Source organism: Rhodococcus sp. 114MFTsu3.1, assembly GCF_000383555.1.
GTDB lineage: Bacteria > Actinomycetota > Actinomycetes > Mycobacteriales > Mycobacteriaceae > Rhodococcoides > Rhodococcoides fascians_E.
This window is the reverse complement of the sequence record NZ_KB911547.1, coordinates 318,554-340,307: the sequence shown is the minus strand read 5'-3', so window position 1 is coordinate 340,307 and position 21,754 is coordinate 318,554. Positions and strand designations below refer to the sequence as shown.

General features: G+C 63.7%; 21 protein-coding genes. 12 read left to right on the top strand and 9 right to left on the bottom strand.

Features of this window, described 5'->3' with window-relative positions:
* Positions 1 to 8: 8 nt before the first annotated feature.
* Both H292_RS0109875 and H292_RS0109870 read right to left on the bottom strand, forming a co-directional pair.
* Complete coding sequence (locus tag H292_RS0109875; protein ID WP_143545033.1) at positions 9 to 1,247, bottom strand: PP2C family protein-serine/threonine phosphatase; 1,239 nt, start codon at positions 1,245 to 1,247, stop codon at positions 9 to 11.
* Positions 1,248 to 1,375: 128 nt separating this feature from the next.
* On the bottom strand, positions 1,376 to 1,789 hold the full coding sequence (locus H292_RS0109870; protein ID WP_020111282.1) for an ATP-binding protein: 414 nt from the start codon (positions 1,787 to 1,789) through the stop codon (positions 1,376 to 1,378).
* Positions 1,790 to 1,919: 130 nt separating this feature from the next.
* On the opposite strand from H292_RS0109870, the gene H292_RS0109865 reads away from it, so the two are divergent.
* The 8 genes from H292_RS0109865 (at position 1,920) to H292_RS0109825 (ending at position 8,888) form a co-directional block, all read left to right on the top strand.
* Positions 1,920 to 2,291 (top strand): STAS domain-containing protein, encoded by a 372-nt coding sequence (locus H292_RS0109865; RefSeq protein ID WP_019663381.1) that lies wholly within the window; start codon positions 1,920 to 1,922, stop codon positions 2,289 to 2,291.
* 95 nt (positions 2,292 to 2,386) lie between these two features.
* Positions 2,387 to 2,752 (top strand): STAS domain-containing protein, encoded by a 366-nt coding sequence (locus H292_RS0109860; protein WP_019663382.1) that lies wholly within the window; start codon positions 2,387 to 2,389, stop codon positions 2,750 to 2,752.
* Positions 2,753 to 3,065: 313 nt separating this feature from the next.
* Positions 3,066 to 3,734 carry an HAD family hydrolase gene (locus tag H292_RS0109850; protein ID WP_019663383.1) on the top strand — a complete coding sequence of 223 codons (669 nt, stop codon included), beginning with the start codon at positions 3,066 to 3,068 and terminating at the stop codon, positions 3,732 to 3,734.
* Between the two features lie 31 nt (positions 3,735 to 3,765).
* Complete coding sequence (locus tag H292_RS0109845; protein ID WP_020111281.1) at positions 3,766 to 4,980, top strand: sedoheptulose 7-phosphate cyclase; 1,215 nt, start codon at positions 3,766 to 3,768, stop codon at positions 4,978 to 4,980.
* Positions 4,973 to 5,803: an O-methyltransferase gene (locus H292_RS0109840; RefSeq protein ID WP_026347484.1), complete on the top strand. Its 831-nt coding sequence runs from the start codon at positions 4,973 to 4,975 to the stop codon at positions 5,801 to 5,803. The genes H292_RS0109845 and H292_RS0109840 overlap by 8 nt, the downstream gene beginning before the upstream one ends.
* 6 nt (positions 5,804 to 5,809) lie before the next feature.
* Positions 5,810 to 7,102: a hypothetical protein gene (locus tag H292_RS0109835; protein WP_020111280.1), complete on the top strand. Its 1,293-nt coding sequence runs from the start codon at positions 5,810 to 5,812 to the stop codon at positions 7,100 to 7,102.
* The gene (locus H292_RS0109830; RefSeq protein ID WP_020111279.1) at positions 7,102 to 8,127 is read left to right on the top strand and encodes a D-alanine--D-alanine ligase family protein; all 1,026 of its coding nucleotides are present in this window, start codon (positions 7,102 to 7,104) and stop codon (positions 8,125 to 8,127) included. The genes H292_RS0109835 and H292_RS0109830 overlap by 1 nt, the downstream gene beginning before the upstream one ends.
* Positions 8,124 to 8,888 (top strand): TauD/TfdA dioxygenase family protein, encoded by a 765-nt coding sequence (locus H292_RS0109825; protein WP_020111278.1) that lies wholly within the window; start codon positions 8,124 to 8,126, stop codon positions 8,886 to 8,888. The genes H292_RS0109830 and H292_RS0109825 overlap by 4 nt, the downstream gene beginning before the upstream one ends.
* 18 nt (positions 8,889 to 8,906) lie before the next feature.
* On the opposite strand, the gene H292_RS0109820 is transcribed toward H292_RS0109825, so the two are convergent.
* A complete protein-coding gene (locus H292_RS0109820; protein WP_019663389.1) occupies positions 8,907 to 9,293 on the bottom strand; it encodes a YciI family protein in 387 nt (128 codons plus the stop codon).
* Positions 9,294 to 9,472: 179 nt separating this feature from the next.
* Between H292_RS0109820 and H292_RS0109815 the strand changes: the two genes are divergently transcribed.
* The 3 genes from H292_RS0109815 to H292_RS0109805 all read left to right on the top strand — a co-directional run bounded on the left by H292_RS0109815 (position 9,473) and on the right by H292_RS0109805 (position 12,870).
* Positions 9,473 to 11,503, top strand: coding sequence for a sensor histidine kinase (locus tag H292_RS0109815; protein WP_231383803.1), 2,031 nt, complete (start codon positions 9,473 to 9,475; stop codon positions 11,501 to 11,503).
* A complete protein-coding gene (locus H292_RS0109810; RefSeq protein WP_019663391.1) occupies positions 11,500 to 12,105 on the top strand; it encodes a response regulator transcription factor in 606 nt (201 codons plus the stop codon). The genes H292_RS0109815 and H292_RS0109810 overlap by 4 nt, the downstream gene beginning before the upstream one ends.
* A gap of 111 nt (positions 12,106 to 12,216) precedes the next feature.
* Positions 12,217 to 12,870, top strand: a complete 654-nt coding sequence (locus H292_RS0109805; protein ID WP_020111277.1) for a DNA alkylation repair protein — start codon at positions 12,217 to 12,219, stop codon at positions 12,868 to 12,870.
* 45 nt (positions 12,871 to 12,915) lie between these two features.
* Here the strand turns inward: H292_RS0109805 and H292_RS0109800 are convergent, their stop codons facing one another.
* Positions 12,916 to 13,836, bottom strand: a complete 921-nt coding sequence (locus tag H292_RS0109800) for an ABC transporter ATP-binding protein (RefSeq protein WP_020111276.1) — start codon at positions 13,834 to 13,836, stop codon at positions 12,916 to 12,918.
* A 301-nt stretch (positions 13,837 to 14,137) separates the two neighbouring features.
* Between H292_RS0109800 and H292_RS26970 the strand changes: the two genes are divergently transcribed.
* Positions 14,138 to 14,989 carry a GntR family transcriptional regulator gene (locus H292_RS26970; protein WP_020111275.1) on the top strand — a complete coding sequence of 284 codons (852 nt, stop codon included), beginning with the start codon at positions 14,138 to 14,140 and terminating at the stop codon, positions 14,987 to 14,989.
* Positions 14,990 to 15,062: 73 nt separating this feature from the next.
* Here the strand turns inward: H292_RS26970 and H292_RS0109790 are convergent, their stop codons facing one another.
* From H292_RS0109790 to H292_RS26960, 5 genes are read right to left on the bottom strand one after another with little or no spacing between them, the layout of a single operon-like run.
* Entirely contained in the window at positions 15,063 to 16,391 is a 1,329-nt protein-coding gene (locus H292_RS0109790) for an NtaA/DmoA family FMN-dependent monooxygenase (protein ID WP_020111274.1), read from the bottom strand.
* Complete coding sequence (locus tag H292_RS0109785; protein WP_020111273.1) at positions 16,388 to 17,584, bottom strand: NtaA/DmoA family FMN-dependent monooxygenase; 1,197 nt, start codon at positions 17,582 to 17,584, stop codon at positions 16,388 to 16,390. The genes H292_RS0109790 and H292_RS0109785 overlap by 4 nt, the downstream gene beginning before the upstream one ends.
* Positions 17,548 to 18,984 (bottom strand): MFS transporter, encoded by a 1,437-nt coding sequence (locus H292_RS28550; RefSeq protein ID WP_442978559.1) that lies wholly within the window; start codon positions 18,982 to 18,984, stop codon positions 17,548 to 17,550. Before H292_RS28550 ends, H292_RS0109785 begins: the two co-directional genes overlap by 37 nt.
* Before the next feature lie 26 nt (positions 18,985 to 19,010).
* Complete coding sequence (locus H292_RS0109775; RefSeq protein WP_020111271.1) at positions 19,011 to 20,300, bottom strand: NtaA/DmoA family FMN-dependent monooxygenase; 1,290 nt, start codon at positions 20,298 to 20,300, stop codon at positions 19,011 to 19,013.
* On the bottom strand, positions 20,297 to 21,739 hold the full coding sequence (locus tag H292_RS26960; RefSeq protein WP_155949782.1) for an MFS transporter: 1,443 nt from the start codon (positions 21,737 to 21,739) through the stop codon (positions 20,297 to 20,299). Before H292_RS26960 ends, H292_RS0109775 begins: the two co-directional genes overlap by 4 nt.
* Between the last annotated feature and the right edge of the window lie 15 nt (positions 21,740 to 21,754).

The following is a 21,754-nucleotide window of genomic DNA, read 5'->3' as shown; positions in this document are numbered from 1 at the left end:
CGCCGTTCTCAGGGCGCGCCGAGAGCGAGGACCGCAACGTCGTCCTGAAGCCCGGACCCGAAGCTGTTCAACAGGCCGATCAAATCGTCGACGATTCTCGCCGCGGTTGTCGGGGCCGCGTCGTTCGCGAACGTTTCGAGTGCTCCGGCGTCGTCGTAGCGCGCCTTCCCCGGTCCGACGTGCGCCTCGGTGAGACCGTCGGTGTAGAGCAGAAGCACGTCTCCAGCTTCCAGGATTACGTCGGCGGCCCTGAATTGTGCGGTTCGAAGTGCTCCGACGAGTTGGCCACCGATGGTGTCGATGTACTCGGCACTGCCGTCGGCCCGCAGGTGCAATGCCGGGGGGTGACCGCCGCTCGCGAGCCGGATGGTTGTCGTCTTTTCGTCGACTGCTGGGGTGATGGTGCCGAAAAGCACTGTGCAGAAGCGTGGGTCGTCCCCGCGAAACTCGTGGTACAGAACGGTGTTGAGATTTTGAAGAACAGTGATCGGGTCGCGGTCGAACACAGCCGCCGCCCGGAGCGTGTAGCGAGTCAACGACGTCACCGCTGCCGCTCCTGGGCCTTTGCCGCTCACGTCTCCGAGGAAGAATCCCCACGTGGACTCGTCGAGGGGAAAGACGTCGTAGAAGTCGCCGCCGACTTCCTCGATGACCGCGTGGTGATAGTAGGCCGCGACGTCGGTTCCTGGCGGGGAACTCAACACCGGAGGAAGAAGGGTGCGCTGCAGGGTCGTCGCGAGAATCTGTATCTGCGTGCGTTCGGCCTCGGCGACCTTGCGCGCGTCCTCAGCAGCTTCGAGCGCGTCCTGCGACCGTGTCAACGCGTCGGCGGTGGTGGCCTGTGCGGTGAGCGCCCCGTCGCGGGCCTCGATGAGGGTCTGTTCTCGAATTCGGTGCGAGGTCGCACTGTGCAGAGTGAATCTGATGGTGCTGTCGTCATCCTGGATGTCTCGATTGGCCATGACCAACATCGACAGGACCGAATCCGGACCCGTGACCAAGTCCGCGGTGGCGCCGATGGGAGTCTCGGTGTCGGCGTCAGGGCTCGCGGTGAGCAGGGCCGTCACGGTATCTGCACTGGAGTCCGCGAAAAGATCGTGAACGCGGCGCCCGACGACGTCGGACGGTGCTCGGCCGATCGTCCGGCACACCGTCGCATTGGCGTATACGACGCACTGGCTGCTCGCCCGTATCGCCAGGTAGCCTGCCGGGGCGGTATCCAGAAAGCGCAGCGTGTCTGCGGGCATCACAGAAAGTCACTTCTGTACTGACAGCACTGGCTGGGCCCGCTGGTGCCGAGCGCACGAATTCGATACGCGTTCACACATTTGTTCTATCAGATCGGCGTGTGTGACAGCAGCCGACTGGCAAGGCGTCATCGCTGGGAGCGGTCGAGGTTCCAGGTCAGAGTGGTCGAAGTGCCGGATCCGTGATCGACGGCAACGTGATCGGTGATCGCGTCGGCGAGTTCCAGCCCGCGCCCGCGATGCGGGGTCGGCTCGGCGGGCTTCCAGGAACCGGTATCGGACACCGTCACCGTGAGCGCGGAGGCCTCGTGCACGGCGGTGAGTGTGAGCGGGCCAGGTGACGACAAGTCGCGGTAAGCATGTTCGACGCTGTTGGCCATCACCTCGTACGACGCGAGCACCACGTCAGGGGCGATATCGGAGAGATGTCGCGCGTCGAGCCATTCATGGAGATTACGCCGCAGCTGGGCGGCGAGGTCGGCGGTCGCGGGGTCACTGTGGGTCCACCGAGCCGAGGTCGGCTCGGGTGGTTCGACAATCACACGGGGCCGGACGGAGATGTTCGTAAAGAAGCCATGACGCCCGGTTACCCGAAAGTCGGCATTCGACGCATCGAGCGTGCGTGCAATCCGAAGAGCGTGTGCAGAAACTCGCTACGCGTAGCGTCGAGTCATGGTGAACGAGCCTGCGGGCGAGGCATTGGCCGTCGAATCGTCCGAGCAGGACGGTGTCACGGTGCTCGCCGTCACGGGCGAGCTGGATCTTGTCGGTGCGCCGATGTTAGCGGACCGCGCCTATTCGGTCGCTGCGCAGGCGGTGCACGGACTCGTGATCGATCTCACCGGCGTGCATTTTCTGTCCTCGAGCGGAGTCAGCGTGCTGGTTCGTACCGTCGATTCGTTACCGTCCGGCGCCATGGGCGTATTGGTAGCCCCACATGCGGTTGTGCAGCGACCCATCCTGCTCAGTGGCCTGGATCGGGTGATCACGACAGTCGCCGACCGCCCCGCAGCGTTCGCGGCGATCGCCGCCACTCGGACGTAGATGTCGGCACCTCCTTGTAGGCTTGTTCGCGCGTGGTCTAGCCCGGTGCCCGCATCCTCAGACCCGACACGCTTCATCGCCACAAGGGAGTACACGTGCCCGCTCGAGACAGCACAGCTCGCTTCGACATCGGACGCGAGGTCGTCGGCAACGCCGTCGTCGTCGCCGTCACCGGCGACATCGACCTGGGTACCGCACCGTCCTTCGCGTCGGAGATCGACTCCGCGCTGACGCCCACACCGGCAGCACTGATCGTCGATCTCACCGGCGTGGGATTTCTCGGATCGAGCGCGATGACCGTCCTGGCGGCAGCGCACGACCGAATGGGCGAGCTCACCACCATTACCGTGGTCGCCGACGGCACCGCCACTCGTCGCCCTCTCGAACTGCTCGGGCTGGGGTCCGTGATGGCCATTCACTCGACGCGCGAGGACGCGCTCGCTGCTGTCGAAGCCGGCTGATATCTCGGCTCGCCACGCCGAAACTCATTCATCCTGAACCTGGCCGCGTACTGCGCGACCACATCATCGCGGCAACCCGCCGCGGACTTTCGTATGCCCAGCTTCAATGGGCGTTATCGTTCCGTTATTTTTCGTTATACATCTGTTACATACGTAGAGACGAGTCCGACATGCCGCGTCGACACAGTTGGTGGGGAAGAACGAAGTTGGTCGGCGATCGATACAAGTCCGATGCCGGCTTCATCCGAACGCCCCGTGCGAATACGGGAAACGAGACCGACTACGGCACATGACATCTCGCTAGGAGTCCTACATGACTGCAGTTCTTTTCGGGTCCATCAGCACGCTGGCCGACACGTCGGAACTTCAGCGCCGAGCATTCAACGAGGCGTTCGCGTCGCACGACCTGGATTGGAACTGGTCGCGCGAGGACTACTCGGCGATGCTGACGAGTAACGGCGGCGCCGGACGGATCGCCCAGTTCGCCTCGTCTCGTGGGGAGCAAGTCGATTCCGACGCCGTCCACGCAACCAAATCCGATATCTTTCAACGTCTTCTGGCAACCGAAGGTATCGAGCCCCGCCCAGGCGTCCTCGACACCGTAGCCGGCGCGCGAGAGCACGGGTACAAGCTCGGCCTCGTCACGACCACATCCACGGAAAATGTCAGTGCGCTGCTGAATGCATTCGAGAAACTCGGCACCGAGTCCTTCGACATCGTCGTGGACAAAACCTCCGTGTCCGAGGTCAAGCCCGACCCCGAGGTGTACCGGTTCGCCATCGACGGCCTCGGCGAGAAGGCAGACGATTGTATTGCCATAGAGGACAACGTCGGTGGAGTCGAGTCGGCGACGGCGGCGTCCATCCGATGCGTCGCTTTCCCGAATGCGAACACCGTCGGCGGAGACTTCTCGGCAGCGTTGAAGACTGTCGATCGGCTCGAACCCGACCAGCTCGCTCAGTGGGCCAAGGGCGGCGCGTGAACGTTCGACGCGAGAACGAAAGGACATCCCGATGAGCAACATGCAAGCTAGCGTGACGGCATCCGACCGGGCGTTTCACGTCGAAGGGTACGAGCGGATCGAATACGATCTGGTGTACGTCGACGGCGTCTTCGATGTCGCCAATACCGAACTGGCCGAGAGCTATCAGCCGTACGGTCGGTGCCTGATGGTTGTGGACGAGGCTGTTCGTTCGCTGTACGGCGACCGCGCCCAGGCGTATTTCGATCACCACGGCATCGCGCTGACCGTCGTACCGGTCACCATTGCCGAGACCGCCAAGTCGCTCGAGACCTTCGAGCGCATCGTGGGCGAATTCGATGCGTTCGGACTGGTCCGCACCGAACCCGTGCTCGTGGTCGGAGGTGGCCTCACCACCGACGTTGCCGGGTTCGCGTGCGCCAGTTATCGACGCAACACCCCGTACATCCGCATACCCACCACGCTGATCGGCCTGATCGACGCGAGCGTGTCCATCAAGGTCGCCGTCAACTACAACAAGCACAAGAATCGCCTCGGCGCTTACCATGCGTCGCAGAAGGTTTTGCTGGACTTTTCGTTCCTCGCGACCTTGCCCGAGGACCAGATCCGCAACGGCATGGCGGAATTGATCAAGATCTCGGTGGTCGGCAACCAGACCATCTTCGACATGCTCGACGAGCACGGACCCGAATTGTTGGCAACGAAGTTCGGGCACTCGGGCGGTACGCCGGAGATGCGCGACATCGCACATCGCCTGACCTACCAGGCGATCGAGACGATGCTCGAGCTCGAGGCGCCCAACCTGCACGAGATCGAACTGGACCGTGTCATCGCCTTCGGCCACACCTGGAGCCCGACGCTCGAACTGACGCCTCCCCAGCCCTTCTTCCACGGGCACGCGATCAACATCGACATGGCGTTGTCCACCACCGTCGCCGAGCAACGAGGTCTGATCTCGACGGCCGACAGAGATCGCATCCTGGGCGTCATGAACCGGCTTGGTCTGGCGTTGGACAGCGATCATCTGACGCCCGAGCTGCTGACCGCGGCCACCGCGTCGATCCTGAAGACCAGGGACGGCATCCTGCGCGCCGCGGTTCCCGATCCCATCGGTTCGTGTCGATTCCTCAACGACCTGACCACCGACGAGCTGGCGGACGCCTTGGCCTTGCACAAGAAGGTCTGCCTCGATTTCGACCGTGGGGGAGAGGGAATCGCCATGTTCACCGGTGGTTCCGATGACTGATGGGGTTCTGCGTACCTCTCGACCGGTGACACCGACGACGATCCTGGGCAGGGAGCTGCGCGAACTCGTCGAGGCCTACGACAGCGGAGAGACCGGCGAGGACTTCGCACAGCGGTTGCGTCGCGCCCGGGACCTGGCAGACGGTCTCGATCCGTACCTCGACACGCACACCACTCCCGAATCGCCCGCTCTCCAGGACCTTTCCCGGCGTACGCAGGGAATGGACTGGGATTCCCGGACAGTGGTGTCCGGATCCGGTCCGTTGGAGCAGGAGATGCTGTCCGGGCACGTCGAAGGTCAGGTGCTCAAGTTCCTGGTGCACACGACCGGCGCTCGACGGGTCCTGGAGATCGGTATGTTCACCGGATACTCCGCGCTGGCCATGGCGGAGGCGTTGCCCGACGGCGGCACGGTGGTCGCGTGCGAGGTCGACCGGTTCGTTGCGGACTTCGCACGTGAGTGCTTTTCGTCGTCGCCGGTCGGTCACCGGATATCGGTCGAGGTAGGGCCGGCACTGGACACCCTCGGCAGACTTGCAGCAGAGTCGGCTCAGTTCGACCTGGTGTTCATCGACGCGGACAAGACCGGATACCTCGAGTACTACCGTCGTCTTCTGGACACCGATCTACTGGCACCGGGGGCGGTGATCGCAGTCGACAACACGCTGCTTCAGGGCACTCCCTATGCGGACCCGGCGCACCGGACCGTCAACGGCGACGCCGTCGACGCGTTCAACACCTTCGTGACCGAGGATTCGCGCGTCGAGCAGGTTCTCCTTCCGCTACGCGACGGTGTCACGTTGATACGACGAGTGGAGGCTTAGCCCACCATGCAGTTCAGAGCCTTGGCTCGCACGGTCGGTGCACTCGGTGCGCTGACGGTCACCCTCCCCATCGATCTGATCGTCGTGGCGTTCGCGCTGCTCGATCAGCGTCGCGTCGCCGCCCCGACGTCGGGACGCACGGTCATGGTGAGCGGTGGAAAAATGACCAAGGCTCTGAGCTTGGCGCGCGCTTTCCACCGCGCGGGCCATCGTGTGGTCCTCGTCGAGTCGTCGAAGTATCGGTTCACCGGCCACCGGTTCTCGCGCGCGGTGGACGCGTTCCACTGTGTTCCCGAACCGACGGACCCCGGGTATGCGCGCGCCCTGCGAGATGTGGTGCTTCGTGAGCAAGTCGACGTCTTCGTCCCGGTCGCGAGCCCTGCCTCCAGCGTGCCGGACGCCGATGCTGCGGCGCTGCTCGGCGATCTCTGCGAGGTGGTGCACGCCGACCCCGAGACTGTGCGCATGTTGGACGACAAATCCACCTTCTCGGAGGCAGCCGCGTCTATGGGTCTGTCGGTGCCGGATTGGAGGCGCATCACGTCGGTCGACGACATCGCCTCGTTCGACTTTCCTCCCGGGCGCGAATACATCCTGAAACAGATCGCGTACAACCCCGTCGGCAGAATGGATTTGACGCGTCTGTCGAGCGCGACACCGCAGCGAAACATCGAATTCGCACGCACCCTGGACATCTCCGAGAGCAACGCGTGGATCCTGCAGGAATTCATCTCGGGACAGGAGTACTGCACCCACGGCACCGCCCGCGACGGGAATCTCACCGTGTACGCGTGCTGCACATCATCCGCGTTCCAGGTGAATTACGAAATGGTCGACGTGCCCGACATCCGGTCCTGGGTCGAGACTTTCGTCGGCGAACTCGGTGTCACCGGGCAGCTGTCCTTCGATTTCATCCAGGCCGCGGACGGCCGGGTGTACGCGATCGAGTGCAACCCGCGCACGCACTCCGCGATCACGATGTTCTACGACCAGGACTTGCTGGCCCAGGGATATCTGGGACGAGTCGAGTCGGCAGTGCTTCCGACGCGCGAATCCAAGCCGACGTTCTGGACCTACCACGAGGTGTGGCGATTGCTGACCGAGCCGAATCGTCGGCACCGGCTTCGCATCATCGTGGAGGGGACAGACGCCATCTTCGCGCGGTGGGATCCACTCCCGTACTTGCTCGTTCACCACCTACAGATTCCGGTCCTGCTGGTGAAGAATGCAGTGTCCGGGCGCAGTTGGTCTCGAATCGACTTCAACATCGGAAAACTCGTCGAGCAGGGAGGAGACTGATGCCGACGACTGTGCTCGTACTGGCGGGCTCGCCCGTCGACCAGTTCCACGTCGATCTCTCCACGGTCTACGCTAAGGGATTTCTGAACGCGATCGACGGTAATCCCGACTACCGCGTTCACATCGCCGTCGTGACACCGGGCGGTCACTGGCAGATCGTCGATCGTCTCGACGCGCTGAATCAGGCCGAGGTGAGGACCGTCGGGCAAACAATGGAGTGGGTGAACACAGCAGGCATCGACGTCGTCGTTCCACAGATGTTCTGCCGACCCGGAATGACCAGCTACCGAGCGATGTTCGACTTGCTGTCCATCCCGGTTCTCGGCAATCGACCGGAGACAATGGCCATGACCGCGGACAAGGACGTCGCGCGAGCGATCGTGGAGGCGGCAGGCGTTGCGGTACCGCGCGGTGAAGTCCTCCGATCGGCCGGAAGCACCACGGTGCCGTTCCCGGTGGTCGTCAAACCGGTGGACGCCGACAACTCGGTAGGTGTCGAGTTGGTCAGGGATGCCGGAGGTCTCGATGATGCCGTTCGTGCTGCGCTGGGTCACTCGGACGGTGCTCTGGTGGAAACGTACGTTCCGCTCGGCCGGGAGGTCCGCTGTGGAATCCTCTCTCGTGACGGTGAATTGATGTGTCTGGCGCTGGAGGAGTACGCAGTCGGTGAGTCGAACCCGATTCGAAGTTCCGCGGACAAGCTGAACCGCACCGACGAGGGTGACCTGTACCTGGTCGCCAAGGATTCGAGCAAGGCCTGGATCGTCGACGTCGACGACCCGATCACGGAAAAGGTATGGGCGGCTGCCCGTGTCGCCTATCGCGCTCTCGGTTGTCGACACTACGGATTGTTCGATTTCCGCATCGATCCCGACGGCAATCCCTGGTTTCTGGAAGCCGGGCTGTATTGCTCCTACTCGCCGGGCAGCGTCGTTGCGGTCATGGCTCGCGAAGCAGGGATCTCGGTGACCGAACTGTTCGAGCTGTCGCTGCGCGAACTCGACAGAGAAAGGGTCCGATCGTGAACAGTGAAGTTCTGCACCCTCTGGGAGTGCGCGTCACCGACGTTGCGGTCGGCCCACTCGGCCCCTCGGACGTCGATGCTCTACGGCACCTGCTCGCCGAGCACGGCGCCGCCGTACTGCCGGGCCAGCATGTCGGGAACGACGAATTCGCGGCCTTCCTCGAAAGCCTCGGGGACTTGATGTTCACCGAAGGCGAGACGCCCGTCGAGGGATACCCGGACCTCAATGTCATCACCAACGTCGGGCGGACAACCCCGCCGAAATCGACCTTTCACGTCGACACCACCTACATCCCCGTCCCACCGGCGTACACCGCTCTTCGAGCGGTCGAAGTACCGAGGGACGGTGGGCAGACACTGTTCAGCAACCAGTATCGCGCCTACGACACACTCACCGCCGAGGACAAGAAACTCGTCGAACACGCGACCGTCACCCACACCGTCACCGGACTCGACGGCATCGAAGGATCAGCCGAGCATCCACTGGTTCTGAGGCACCCGGTGACAGGTCGCACAGCGCTGTACCTCACCGCTCCCGCGCGTTGTACTGCCGTGTCCGGGTCGACGGCCGACGAAGCGTCGCATCTCATCAGGCGCCTCGTCGACCACTCGACCCGTGAGGACAACGTCCTGCGCCATTCCTGGTCCCCTGACGACGTCGTCATCTGGGACAACCGATGCGTCATGCACAAAGCCGATCACACCGGCGTCGTCGGGAACCGGGTCATGCACCGCGGCATGGCCGGCGATCGACATATCTGATTACGCCAAGGGTGGCCCTCAGGCCGCGCCGGCCTCCGGTTCGGCCGGTTCTTCCTGCAGCGCCCGCACTTCGACGCGACTGTCGAGCGCGTGGGACGCCTTGCCTGCCCAGTCGACGGCAATGTCCTCGTCTGCAGCCTCGATGACCCAGAACCCGCCCAGATACTCGGGCGCTGTCACGTAGGGGCCCGCTGTGCGATCGCGTCGGTCCCCTCGGTGATCGACGGTTACTGCCGTTGCGGGCGGGTGAAGCCCACCGGCGAAAACGAACGCACCCGTCGTCATCAGCTCTTCGATGAACGACCCGGCGGCCGCCATCGCGGCTTCGGCTTCGGCGGGATCCATCGTCTCGAGGGTAGGAGCATCGGCTGCGTCGTGTGGAAGGGAGAGCAGGTACTGAGGCATCGAATCGTCCTTCGTCGTAGTGGGTGGTTGTACGGGAATCAGCCTGCTCGACGGGCGGAGAGTTCGGCAGACTCCGATGTCACCGCTCGTGCATGACGAATGTCATCGGTCGTGTCGATTTCCGAACCGATGACAACCGTCACTGCCACAATGTGATGCCGATACTCGACAATGGTTCGGTGATCACAACGGAGCAATGGGAGCGGCGTGCACGCGTCGGTGCGCTCGTGGTTGCCACCGCGTTGCCGCTCGCGGAACTCACTCGCGTCGCCGCGCTACTCGGCCCGCGGAGCCTGTGGATCGCGGCAGTAGCGACGGCGATAGTGCTACCGCTGCACCTTCGGCACGTCGTGGCGGCACTGCGGGGTACTTCCGCACCCCATGGGCGGTGGACTCTGGTCGTGATGGCGTCGGTCGCGCTGGCGGCGACTGCAGCACTCGGCACCGTGTATGCCTTCAGCCTCGCGTCGTTGGTCGTGTCCTGCTTTCTGGTGCTTCGCCCGCCGTGGTCGTACATTGCTGCGGGCGCTGCGATTCTCGCGGGGGTCGGTGCAGAGGTCTGGTCACTCGGGCCGGAGTCGGCCCAGGTGGGAAACTGGCTCTACGTCGCAATTGCCCTGATGTTCAGGGCAACGGCGCAGTTGGTGATCATCGCGTTCGCCGCGATGTTGCACGAACTGTCCAGTACACGTGACGTACTGGAGGAAACTGCGGTTCTGGACCAACGGGATCGCGTCGAACATCATCTTCGAGACGTGCTCACCGGACCGATGACGGAACTGGCGACGCAGGCACATCGCGTCGACGCCTCCATGGCGACGCCGTCCGCTGTTCCTGCCGTGGAGATCACCGACATCAGTCGACGGTCCCGCGAGTTGCTCGAGCGTACGCGGGAGGTCGTGGCAGGCTACCGCGGCCGGAACGACCACGAGCAACTCCAGGCAGCCGGGCAGCTTCTGCGCGGGATCTCACCCCACGCCGCGGCGCCGATCCCGGTGTCGCCCCTCGAGGACGTCGCATCCACGCGGCGGCAGGCAATGACGCTTCTCGGTCTCGTCCTGCTACCGGTGAACATTTTCCTTCTGAGCGTGCCTGCCGGCCTCTTTCAGAACGCGCCCGTGTCTCCGACGATTGCAGGTCCGTGGCTGGCGACGACGGCGGTGACTGTCGTACTCGGATCGTGGGCGGCGTTCGACGCAGCGGCCGAACGGCACTCCCGTTCGGCTGAAGTGCGATTCGTCGTGCTGGTGGCGGTTCTACTGGTCTCGATCTTCGCGGTCGGCGTCGATCCGGGCGACGCCAGCCTGGGATTGTGGCTCGTCCTGCCGGCTGCGGCGTATTCGCTTCGCGGACACGCTCGAACCGTCGCCGTCGTCGTACTCGGGACATCGATGGTGGTGGGGTGGATCCTCATGGCGACGGTCGTGTACGGACTGCCGGTCATCGAGATGGTCTGGTTCTTTGCGTACTTCCCTCTGGTGACGGCTGTCGGTGCAGGCGGAATCTATGCCGCAGCATCGATGGTGCCCGTCGTCGGCGTGCTCAGCCGAGACCGCGCCACGCTGGCGGCACGTGCGATCGAACAGGAGAATCACCGGGTGTCCCGCGACCTCCACGACTCGCTCGGTCAGACACTGTCGGCCATCTCCCTCAAAGGTGATCTCGCACTGGCCCTCTTGGGCCGAGACCGCGACGCAGCCAGGCGGGAGATCGCGGAGATCGCGATGCTCTCCTCGTCGCTCACCGACGATCTCGCTCGGGTAGCTGCAGGAGACCGCGCTGTGACGCTCAGGGACGAACTCTTCGGTGCCGTCAAGCTCCTCGAAGGCTCCGGCATCGAGACGCGGGTGGACACCGACCTCCCGGTCGAAATCGGATCCGACGCCGACGCCCTGCTGGGATGGGCTGTCCGAGAGGGCGCCACCAACGTCCTGCGGCACTCGTACGCCGGTGTCGTGACGATTCGCCTGGCGACCGAAGGGCATCGCGTCGCGTTGACGATGACGAACGATGGGGCCGCAGGTCTCGGTGGACTGACCGGGAGTCGTGGATCCGGTCTGGCGGGCCTCGCCGAACGGGTCGGCGCACACCACGGTGCCGTCCAGACGTCGTTCGACACAGGGGAGTTCTCGCTGCGGGTCCTCATTCCACCGACCGAGTCGCACCCGGCCGTCGAACTACCCGTCGAGTCCGATTCGAGTGCATCATGATTCGAGTGCTCCTGGCCGAGGATCAGCACATGATTCGCGGTGCTCTCATTGCGTTGCTCGGTCTGGAAGACGACATCGAGATAGTTGCCGAGCTCGACCGTGGTGACGGCATCGTCGAGGCTGCAGGCAGAACGACGCCGGACGTCGCTGTCCTCGACATCGAACTTCCCGGAATCGACGGGTTGACAGCGGCGGGCGAACTTCGTCATGTGGTTCCCGACTGCCGCGTATTGATACTGACCGGCCTGGCCCAACCGAGTCACTTGCTGCGGGCACTCGAACTTCAGGTGCGGGGATTCGTCCCCAAGGATGCGCCCGCACACGAACTTGCGTCAGCCATCCGTCGGGTTCATGCCGGTGAACGCGTACTCGACCCGACCATGGTGTCTGCGGCCCTCGCCACAGGGCAGAGCCCTCTCACCGAGCGCGAGTCCGACGTACTCCGCGCTGCATCGGGTGGCGGCACCACTGCCGACATCGGCGCTCAGCTGCATCTCTCACCCGCAACCGTTCGTAACTACATCTCCAATTCGGTCGCCAAATTGGGCGCTCGCAACCGACTCGACGCCATCCGCATAGCGCAGGACGCCGGCTGGCTGTGAGTCAGAATCCCACGCGACGACGATCCTCCTCGTTCACCGACGAGTTCTGCCGTCGGTGCCGGTCGGTACCAGCACGGAACAAGTGGCTGCACGCTGTAGGGAGTGAATGTAATGGGTGACGTGGAGAGGATCGAACAGGAGCTTCGTGCTCTGTCGAGTCCGGACCAGGTGGATCTGATTGCCCGTCGTGTCGATCGGAACCAGATCATCGGGGTTCGCATGGGATCGGTCTTCGGTCTGGCGAAGGCGAACTGGCGGCTGGACTTGGGCACGGTCCGAGAACTCGTGCAGTCCAACTGGTTCGAGGTTCGCATGGTCGGGGTCAGCATTCTCGACGCACGTGCACGGAAAGGCAGTGCGGCCGATACCGAGCGGACGGACTTGTACGAGCTGTACCTGGACGAGCACGCGCACATCGATACATGGGATCTGGTGGATCGAGCTGCGCCGCGCGTGGTCGGACAGTATCTGCTCGACAGGCCGAAGGCGCCTCTGTACGTCCTCGCCGACTCGGCCAACCTGTGGGAACGGCGAACGTCGATCGTCGCCTGTTACTGGCTGATCCGAAACGGCGAACTCGACGATCCATTGCGCATTCTGGAAGCCCTGATCGACGACCCGGAAGTGTTCGTCCACACCGCGCTCGGAACTGCGTTGCGGGAAGTGAAGCGCGCAGACCCGGCAAGGGCGGACGAGTTCCATCGGGCGCTCGGCAGCCGCCTGCACCCGGCCGCTCGACGTGCGATGAAGGTCGGCCGCACATGAGCTGTCCGTCGGCGTTGTGTTCTCGGCACGAGGTCAGGGCGTGGATCAGTTCGTGACGAAGTCCCCGAGTACGGGTAACCGTGACGCCGACCGGTTTGCCAACGTAGGCACGCACCCGAGAAGTCCCTTCGTGTAGGGGTGGGTAGCGCCCGAGACGATGGTGGTCGACGATTTCTGCTCGACGAGCTCTCCTCGGTACATCACGAGCATCGTGTCGGAGAATTCCAAGCAGAGTTTGATGTCGTGGCTGACGACCAGGAGCGCTGTTCCCTCCTCGCGCGTGAGATCCTGCAACAACTCCATCGTTCCGCGCGCAAGTGACGCGTCGAGCGCGCTGGTTGGTTCGTCGGCGATCAGGAGCCTGGGTGACCCGCACAGCGCCAGCGCCGTCATGACCCGCTGCCTCATTCCTCCGGACAGCTCGTAGGGACGACTGCGCATCACTCGGCCGACGTCGTGCAGACCGACCTTGTCGAGCCAATGCGCGGTGACATCTGCACGTGCGCGACGACCGGTGACACCTGCCCCGGCGAGAACGTGGCTGAACTGGCCGCCGATGGTCCACACAGGATCGAGAGCGGTCATCGCATCCTGGAACACCATGGCGATACCGTCGGTCCGGCTCGGAACGCTGCGCCTCGTACTCGGCTGTTGCGGCACACCCTCGAATTCGAGGGTGTCCGACACGACGGACGCGCCACTCGATGCGCCGATCAGCCCGGCGATCGTCATGGCCAGTGTCGACTTCCCCGAACCCGACTCGCCGACCAGGGCAACCCGCTCACCGGGAGCGATGTCGAACGAGACGTCCTTCACCGCGGCGACGGCCGACGTCCCCGTGCCGTATGTCACAGAAAGATTCTTGATGCTGAGTACAGAATTGCTCGACGTGGACGTGTCAACCGCGTCGATTACTCGGTCCTGCACCGTGTTCGAGGAAATCGAGCGTTCCGCTGTTGTCGTCATTCATGCTCCCACCGAGGCGTCCGAAGAGGTCGATTACGTCGGTAATGCTTCATCAGGGGTGTTTCCCAGACCGATCCCGTTGGTAAACAACGTATTACGCGGACCGAATCGGTCGCTTGATGCTGTGCTGACCTGGGAAATCGCACATACTCGTGCGTTCATGTGCCGCTGGATGACCAGCGGCACTGCGGCCCCATTCCGATAGACTCGTCGAACCGGTTGATCTCATCGTCGCGGCCAACCCGTCTCCCTGTCGTTCGATTCTGCGTGCGAACGTTTATCACCGAAAGGCCTCGACAGCATGACCCGTCCCTTTTTCGACAACGAGTTCGGCATCGTCGCAGCGCATCGCCGTCGCCAGGCGGACGAGCAGCGCGCACGGTATCTGCGTGCCCAAGCTGCACGTCAGGAGAAGTTCGTCACGTCGCCGCGCCGCGTCTACGAGCTGATTCGTTCAGGAATTCGTCGCGGAACGATGCCGCACGACGAGACCCTGTCGGAGCAGCATTTGATCGACACGCTCGGGGCGACCCGAAACGCGGTGCGCAAGGCATTGCAGATGCTGGCCGACGATGGTGTGGTGCTCCGTGCCCGTCGAGCTGGGACGTCTGTCGCTCACGACATCGTTGCGGTCCGCGATGGAGAGGTCGGCCCGCGTGCCTGGGCTGGAATGCCGGACGAAGGCCGACTGACCGTGGATACACTCGAATGCCGCAGGATTGCCGCGCCTGCGGTACTGCAGAACTTCATCGGCACCGAGGTGGACACTGTGGTGTTGCTCGAGCAGGTGGGGCGGATGGGGGGCAACCCGTTGTATCTCCGCGTTGGGTACTGCATCACCGATTTCGAGATCGAAGAATTCATCACCCGTATCGAGAGCAACCATTCCGAGTACCCGCCGATAGCTGTGGCGCACAATCGGATCTTCGGCACCGTCTACGGCGGCAGCAGTTCGGTTGTGGAGGCGATCTCATGCCAGGAACGTGCGGCGGAGCTGCTGGACATGCAGGTCGGTGCGCCGGTGCTGTTGCGGGAACTGATCACCAGAGACTCCGAGGGACGCCCGGCAGAGCTGAGCTTCACACACTTTCGTGCCGATCGCGTGGCGATAATCGGATCCGCCGACCAACACGGAATGTCTCCGCACCTGTGATCGACAGCAACGGAGCCGGCACTGGTGCCGGCTCCGTTGCTGTCCAGTAGGACAGCGGCTTTCGAGACGTGGGTCAGAAGTCCAGCAGGTTGCTTCGGAAGTGCCTGTGCGCGTAGCCGTCACGCACCAATCCTCGACGCCGCAGCGCTGGCACGAGCCCGTCGGTGACCTCGGTGTAGTAACGCCGACCGAGCCTTCCGGTCATCAGGAAACCGTCACCCCCGACAGCGTCGATCACCTCTTCCATTCGTTCGGCCACTGTCTCCAAAGTTCCGACCAGGGGGACCGACGTGATCGACCACGTCGCCGCGAGTTGCCGGAGCGTCTTCTCGGAGCCGTCCTCGTTGAACTTGCTGCCTCCGGATCCGGCGAGAAAATCCGCCAACGTGGTGCGGTGACCGTTGGTGGACAACGGCGGCGGGGGAGCGTCGATGTCCATGGTCGACAGATCGTTGCCCGTCACAGCCGACAGGTGCGCCAATGCCGCGTGCACTCGGCCGTCGGTCGCTTCCCTGGACCGAGCATCGAGCTCGGCTGCCTCGGCATCGGTTTCACCCAGGACCGGAGAAACGATGTACATGATCTTGATCGAGTCGGGATCGCGACCGGCGTCGGATGCCATCGTTCGTACGTCGTCGCGGTAGGCCTTCATCGCCTCGATGCCTTGAGCCTGACAGATGATGGTGTCCGCGTTGCGTGCCGCGAACGCGCGTCCACGGGGTGAACCGCCTGCCTGGCATATCACCGGACGCCCCTGCGGCATCGGGAGCGTGTTCAGCGGCCCCCGCGTGCGATGAAACTTTCCGACGTAGTTCGCATCGTGGACCTTGGTGTGGTCCGCGTACGTACCCGACTCGCGGTCCAGTACCACCGCGTCCGGTTCCCACGACTTCCACAACGCGTCGACTGCTTCGACGAACTCCTCCGCGCGCTCGTATCGTTCGTCGTGCGGTGGCAGGGCGTCCATTCCGAAGTTCTGCGCAGCGCGATCCTCGCTGGAGGTCACCACGTTCCACCCGACTCGTCCGTGCGACATGTGATCCAGCGTCGAGACGGTGCGCGCGAGCAGATACGGGGGATAGAAACTTGTCGACATCGTCGCGACGATCCCGAGCCGGGAGGTCGCGGCTGCGAGCATCGGAACGAGGGCTACCGGATCGTGTTTGGGCGCGTACTGAGCCTTGGCGAGGTCGAACTCGGTTGTCCCACCGTAGATGTCGGACACCATCGATGAGTCCTCGAGCATCAGGTAATCGAAGCCCGCGCGTTCGAGAGCCCGCGCCATCTCCACATGGAAGCGTCCGTCCGCCCAGGAATCGGCGTCGGACCCGGTCCAATGCGATGTCCACACCGGAGGACGGAAGCTGGTGAACCAACCGAGGTGCATCCGCGGCGTGCTCATCGCGCACCTGCCAGGTGCTCACGGAGGCTCTGGCCTCGGAACCCGGTGCCCGCGACGCCGCGGCGACGAAGCTCTGGCATCAATCCGTCGCACACGTCGTCGACGTATCGCCGGTTCAGCACACCGCCACCACCGCCGAAGAACAGGAACCCGTCACCACCGACCTCCTCGATGACGCTTTCCATTTCGTCGGCTACCGATGCAGGCGTCCCGACGAGCCTGAGCGACTCTGTTCGTTCTGCCGCGACAGTCTCGCGGATGGTCCGTCCTGCCGCCCAGGTACGTAGATTCTCCAAGATGCTGGTGCTCCCCTCGGTGTGCAGATCGTCCGGAATCGGCTGGTCGACGTCGAACCGAGAGAAGTCGATGTCGCCGGACAGCATGATCAGACGCCGCGCAATCGCGGCGTCGGTGGGCTCGTAGTAACGCTCCGCGCGACGGCGTGCGTCCTTCTCGGTCTCGCCCAGGATGGGCGTCACCATGTACAGAACCTTGACATCGTCCGGATTTCGGCCGAAACCAGCTGCGCGCGAGCGAATCGTGTCTCGATACGTACGCATCGCAGCGCGGCCCTTCGGCGCGGACACCACGAGATCGGCGACACGGGCAGCCAGATCGATGCCCGACGGGGACGCTCCCGCCTGACAGATGACGGGTTTGCCCTGAGGACTCGGCAGTGTGTTCAGCGGACCGCGAACCTTGAAGTGCTTACCGGCGTGGTCGATGGTGCGAACTTTGGTGTGATCGACGTAGGACTCCAAGCCAGGGTGAATCGGCGACGCGGCGTCGCCGTCCCAGGACGCCCACAGGGCGTTGGCCACGTCGACGAATTCCTCGGCGATCTCGTATCGTTCGTCGTGGCCAGGGAGGGTGTCGTGGCCGAAGTTCTGAGCCGCTCGGTCGCCGGTCGAGGTGACGATATTCCAGCCGATTCGGCCGTGACTGAGGTGATCGAGGGTGGAGAGCAACCGTGTCAGCAGAAATGGGGGATAGAAGCTCGTCGATGCGGTGACGACGATGCCGATGTCGTCGGTCTCGTACGCGAGTCTCGATGCCAGAGCCATCGGATCATGCTTGGGTGCCCTCGGTGTCCACTTGAGTTCGGATTCGAACGTGCCCCCGTAGATGTCGGTGAGCGCGGTCGAGTCCTCGAGCATCACGAAGTCGATTCCCGCTCGCTCGAACTTCCGCACGATGTCGACAGCGAAAGATCCGTCTGCCCAGTCCGTTCCGCCGGTTCCTGCCCACGGGCCCGTCCAGTCCGGGACGAGATAGTTGGTGAACCAGCCGAGGGTGAACGGTGTTGACATCTCTCCTCATTTCTCGAGCGGTGCTCGCGATGTTCCTTGGTCGGTAAAGATCTGATGGACGACGCCGAGGTCGCGGATTCGTCGGTGACGACCACCTTGGAATCCGGGGTCGCCGTTCCGTTGGTTCGCCATGGCCGGAGCGCAAGCAGAACGGCCAGTATTGCCACGGGAACGCTTGCGGTGAATGCCAGGGAGTAGGAGGTCTGCGCGGCCACTGCACCGGCGACGAGTGGGCCGAGCATGGTTCCGACGTCGAAGGTCACCTGGTACACGGCGATCGGCGTTCCTCCCCGCCCGTGCAGTACGTCTCCTACCGTTGCAGCACTCGCCACCATTGCGAATGTTCCGCCGATACCCCACAGGATCATGGTCGAGACGAGCACCAACAGGGTCGGGAAGACAGCGAGCAGAACGATGCCGAGCAAGATCAAGGCCGATCCTGCGGCCAGCATCGGGCGACGCCCCCATCGGTCGACGAGGATCCCGGCGGGTTTGACCACGACGATCTGTACGATCGCGCCGACGACCAGGACCAACCCCGAGACGAACGGGCTCCCACCGATGACGGTTGCGACGAACAGTGGAACGAGAGTGAAGCGAACGCCGTTGCCTATCCACCCGTTGGCGAAGTTGGACGAGATCGCCGCGCGAAAGCCTGGATGACGAAGTGCGTCCAGCAGACTCATCCGCTCGGGTCGCGTGGACAGGTCGTGCTCGACGCCGGCTGCCGCGTCCTTGCGGTCGCTGGATCGGAACGCCAGCCACACCACTGCAACTCCGACGATCAGGGTGATCGCGTGCGTCAGGAAGGGGGCTCGCAGTGATACCACGGCGACGGCACCCCCGATAACCGGACCGAGTACCCCGCCGATCAGGAAACCCGACTGGAACACCGACGCCGTACGCCCTCCGCTCTCTGCTGTGCTGTAACGGAACAGCAGTTGCTGCCCCGATACGGTGAACATCGCCGTCCCGATTCCCCCGACCGCTCGGAGCAACAGCAGAGCCAGGAACGTGGGTGCGAAGGCCGCAGCCAGTGACGATGCCGCAGCGAGGAGCAGGCCGATCGTGAGTACCGTCCGCTCGTCGAAGCGGAGCAGGATGCGGCTCGCACCGAACGAGGCCAGCACGCGAGTGAACGCGTAGATGCTGACCACGGACGATGCAGCGAGGTCGCTGACACCGAAGTCCCGTGCGAACACGGGGATGACCGGTGCGACGACGCCGTACCCGAGCCCGATACACACGTTGACGAACGCCAATGCGTACACCGGGCCCGGCACGACCGAATCGCGTCGAGGGAAGCACATCAGAACGACAGGAGGTTGTCACGGAAGTGCGCGTGCTCGTACTTCGTGCGTACGAGGCCGCGTCGCTGCAGTGCAGGCACCAACCCCTCGGTGATCTCGCCGACGTAGCGTCGTCCGATGCTGCCCGTGATGAGGAAGCCGTCGCCTCCGACGAAGTCCATCGTCTCGCCCATCTGCTCGGCGACCGAGTCGGGCGTTCCCACGTAGTGCACGTTCTTCATCGACCATCCGAGAGCAGCCTTGCGCGGCGTATTTCCGTAGGAGAGGAAGTCGCCCAACGTCGTTCGATGTCCGTTGGTGGACAGTTCGGGAAACTCCTCGTCCAGTTCGTAACTCGAGAGGTCGATTTCGGTGAGGGCCGAGATGTGACCGAGTGCGGACTCGATACGTGAGTCGACGTCCGCAGTCATTCGTTCGACCTTCGCCCTCGCGTCGGCGTCGGTATCGGCAAGCACGGGTTGGGTGATGAACATGATCTTGCAGCTGTCAGGATCGCGTCCTGCCTTCTCCATTCGCATCCGGATGTCGTCCCGGAACGCCTTCATCGCGACAGGATCCTTGGCCGCGCTCAGAATGGTCTCGGCGTTGCGCGCGGCGAACTCCCGGCCGCGCGGTGAGCCGCCGGCTTGGCAGATCACCGGTTCACCTTGCGGGGACTTCGGAAGGTTCAGGGGGCCGCGCGAGGCGTGAAACTTGCCACGGAAATTGGTGACGTGCACCTTGGTGTGATCGACGTACGTGCCGCTCTCGCGGTCGAGCACCATCGCGTCGTCCTCCCACGATGCCCAGAGTTGCTTGACCAGATCGACGAATTCGTCCGCGCGTTCGTATCGTTGGTCGTGCTCGGCCAGCTTGTCCATACCGTAGTTCTGCGCAGCACGATCTTCGCTGGAGGTGACGACGTTCCAGCCGACACGGCCCTTGCTGACGTGGTCGAGCGTCGAGAAGCGGCGAGCGAGCAGCCACGGTGGGTAGAAGGATGTGGAGCAGGTTGCGATGACTCCGATGTGCTTGGTCGCGGCCGTCAGCACCGGCACCAGCGTGACCGGGTCGTGTTTGGGGGCGTAGAGGCCGTACTTCAGGTCGACGCGGGACGAGTTCTCGAAAGCATCCGAGACCATCGACGAATCCTCGAGCATGATGTAGTCGAAGCAGGCCCGCTCGAGTGCTCGCGCGAAGTCGACGTGCAGCTCACCGTTCGCCCACGTCTTGCCCTCGTCGCCGGCCCACGTGGTGTTCCACGGCGGATTGGAGAAGTTGGTGAACCACCCCAGATGAAATTTGGTCATTGCCGTGTACTCCTTGTTCTCGATTGTCGTTCGGATGAAAGGCGACGGACTCTCCGGATTTCCGACGGTTCGTCGTCTCGGACTCCGCGCAGTGTCGACGGAACACTGGCGGCGAGGGCGCTGCCCGCCATCATTGCGATTGCTACGACGAACCCTGTTGTCAGGGAGCTTGTTTCCGATGCCGGCAGCATGAGGGCGTCCCCGGAGTAGACGAGTTCGCGGAGCGCAGGAGGCAATGCCGACACGGCCAGGACCAACGCAAGCGCAGTGCTGACCGTCACCGCCGTGTTGTCCAGCGATACACGGAGCCCGTTCGCCATGCCGGATCGGTTGGGCGGTACGCCGACGTTGATTGCAGCAGCATTTGCGGTCTTGAAGATCGCACCGGTCAGTCCGAGCGCGAAGAGTACGACGACGACAGGCACATCCGCTGCAGGTCCGCCGATGTGCAGAGCCAACACCGTGAGTACGGCGGCCGTGCCGAGCGTGGAGGCCGTGGTCAGCACTCGCGTCCGTACGCGAGTCGCCAGCCGACCGGCGATCGGCGACATCATCGTCGTGCCGACCGCCAGTGCCGTGATCTGCAGTCCTGCCTCGATCGGACTCCGTCCTTCGACACTCTGGAGGTACAGGGACATCGTCACCGCCACTGCACCCTCGGCGATGGTAACGAGAAACGACGCGCTGTAGGCGCAGCCGCGGAAGCGGCTGGTCAGCAAGGCGGGATCGACGATCGGGTCGACGGTGCGCCGTTCCCACCACCAGAACAAGGGAAGGCCCAGGACGACCACGGTTAAGGGGAACAACGCGTGCACCGAACCGAACCCGACACTGCCACCACGGTTCACCCCGTAGACGAGGCATCCGAGCACAACCATCGATCCCACCGCACCGGCGTAGTCGAACCTCGCGACGCGGGGTGGCCGATCGGTCCGGCGCAATGTGATCGCGGCCCAGACCGTCCCGAGCACTCCGAGGGGTACGACGACTCCGAAGACGCCGCGCCACCCTGACGTTTCGGTCAGAACACCGCCCAGGAGCGGGCCGATCGAAACGGCGAGCGACATGATCGTGATGTTCCAACCGATTCCGATCGCCAGTTGCGCTGGCGCGAAGGCCTCGACCAGCAGCGCGGTGGTGTTGGTGATCACCGCGGCAGCGCCGACGCCCTGCACGACCCGTAACGCGATCACCAGAGCTGGATCGCTCGACAGTGAGATCACCGCACCACTGACCGTCAGCAGTGCGAGGCCCGCAAGGTAGACCGGCCGTCGGCCGAGGATGTCGGCTACCTTTCCCAGAACCAGAATGAAGACGGCGGTCGTCAGCAGATACGCGAGCATGAACCAATCGGTCTGCGCTGCAGAGGCGTTCAAGCCTGCGCTCATGTCCGGCAAGGCCACCGGCAGCATGCTCACCGAGACGAAGGTGATGCTCATGCCTAGCCCGGTGAC

Bases quoted from the DNA above. Each gene is read 5' to 3' on its own strand.
- H292_RS0109875 (WP_143545033.1), bottom strand. From the start codon at position 1,247: ATGCCCGCAGACACGCTGCGCTTTCTGGATACCGCCCCGGCAGGCTAC.
- H292_RS0109865 (WP_019663381.1), top strand. From the start codon at position 1,920: ATGGTGAACGAGCCTGCGGGCGAGGCATTGGCCGTCGAATCGTCCGAG.
- H292_RS0109850 (WP_019663383.1), top strand. From the start codon at position 3,066: ATGACTGCAGTTCTTTTCGGGTCCATCAGCACGCTGGCCGACACGTCG.
- H292_RS0109845 (WP_020111281.1), top strand. From the start codon at position 3,766: ATGAGCAACATGCAAGCTAGCGTGACGGCATCCGACCGGGCGTTTCAC.
- H292_RS0109840 (WP_026347484.1), top strand. From the start codon at position 4,973: ATGACTGATGGGGTTCTGCGTACCTCTCGACCGGTGACACCGACGACG.
- H292_RS0109835 (WP_020111280.1), top strand. From the start codon at position 5,810: ATGCAGTTCAGAGCCTTGGCTCGCACGGTCGGTGCACTCGGTGCGCTG.
- H292_RS0109830 (WP_020111279.1), top strand. From the start codon at position 7,102: ATGCCGACGACTGTGCTCGTACTGGCGGGCTCGCCCGTCGACCAGTTC.
- H292_RS0109820 (WP_019663389.1), bottom strand. From the start codon at position 9,293: ATGCCTCAGTACCTGCTCTCCCTTCCACACGACGCAGCCGATGCTCCT.
- H292_RS0109810 (WP_019663391.1), top strand. From the start codon at position 11,500: ATGATTCGAGTGCTCCTGGCCGAGGATCAGCACATGATTCGCGGTGCT.
- H292_RS0109805 (WP_020111277.1), top strand. From the start codon at position 12,217: ATGGGTGACGTGGAGAGGATCGAACAGGAGCTTCGTGCTCTGTCGAGT.
- H292_RS0109800 (WP_020111276.1), bottom strand. From the start codon at position 13,836: ATGACGACAACAGCGGAACGCTCGATTTCCTCGAACACGGTGCAGGAC.
- H292_RS26970 (WP_020111275.1), top strand. From the start codon at position 14,138: ATGACCCGTCCCTTTTTCGACAACGAGTTCGGCATCGTCGCAGCGCAT.
- H292_RS0109790 (WP_020111274.1), bottom strand. From the start codon at position 16,391: ATGAGCACGCCGCGGATGCACCTCGGTTGGTTCACCAGCTTCCGTCCT.
- H292_RS0109775 (WP_020111271.1), bottom strand. From the start codon at position 20,300: ATGACCAAATTTCATCTGGGGTGGTTCACCAACTTCTCCAATCCGCCG.
- H292_RS26960 (WP_155949782.1), bottom strand. From the start codon at position 21,739: ATGAGCATCACCTTCGTCTCGGTGAGCATGCTGCCGGTGGCCTTGCCG.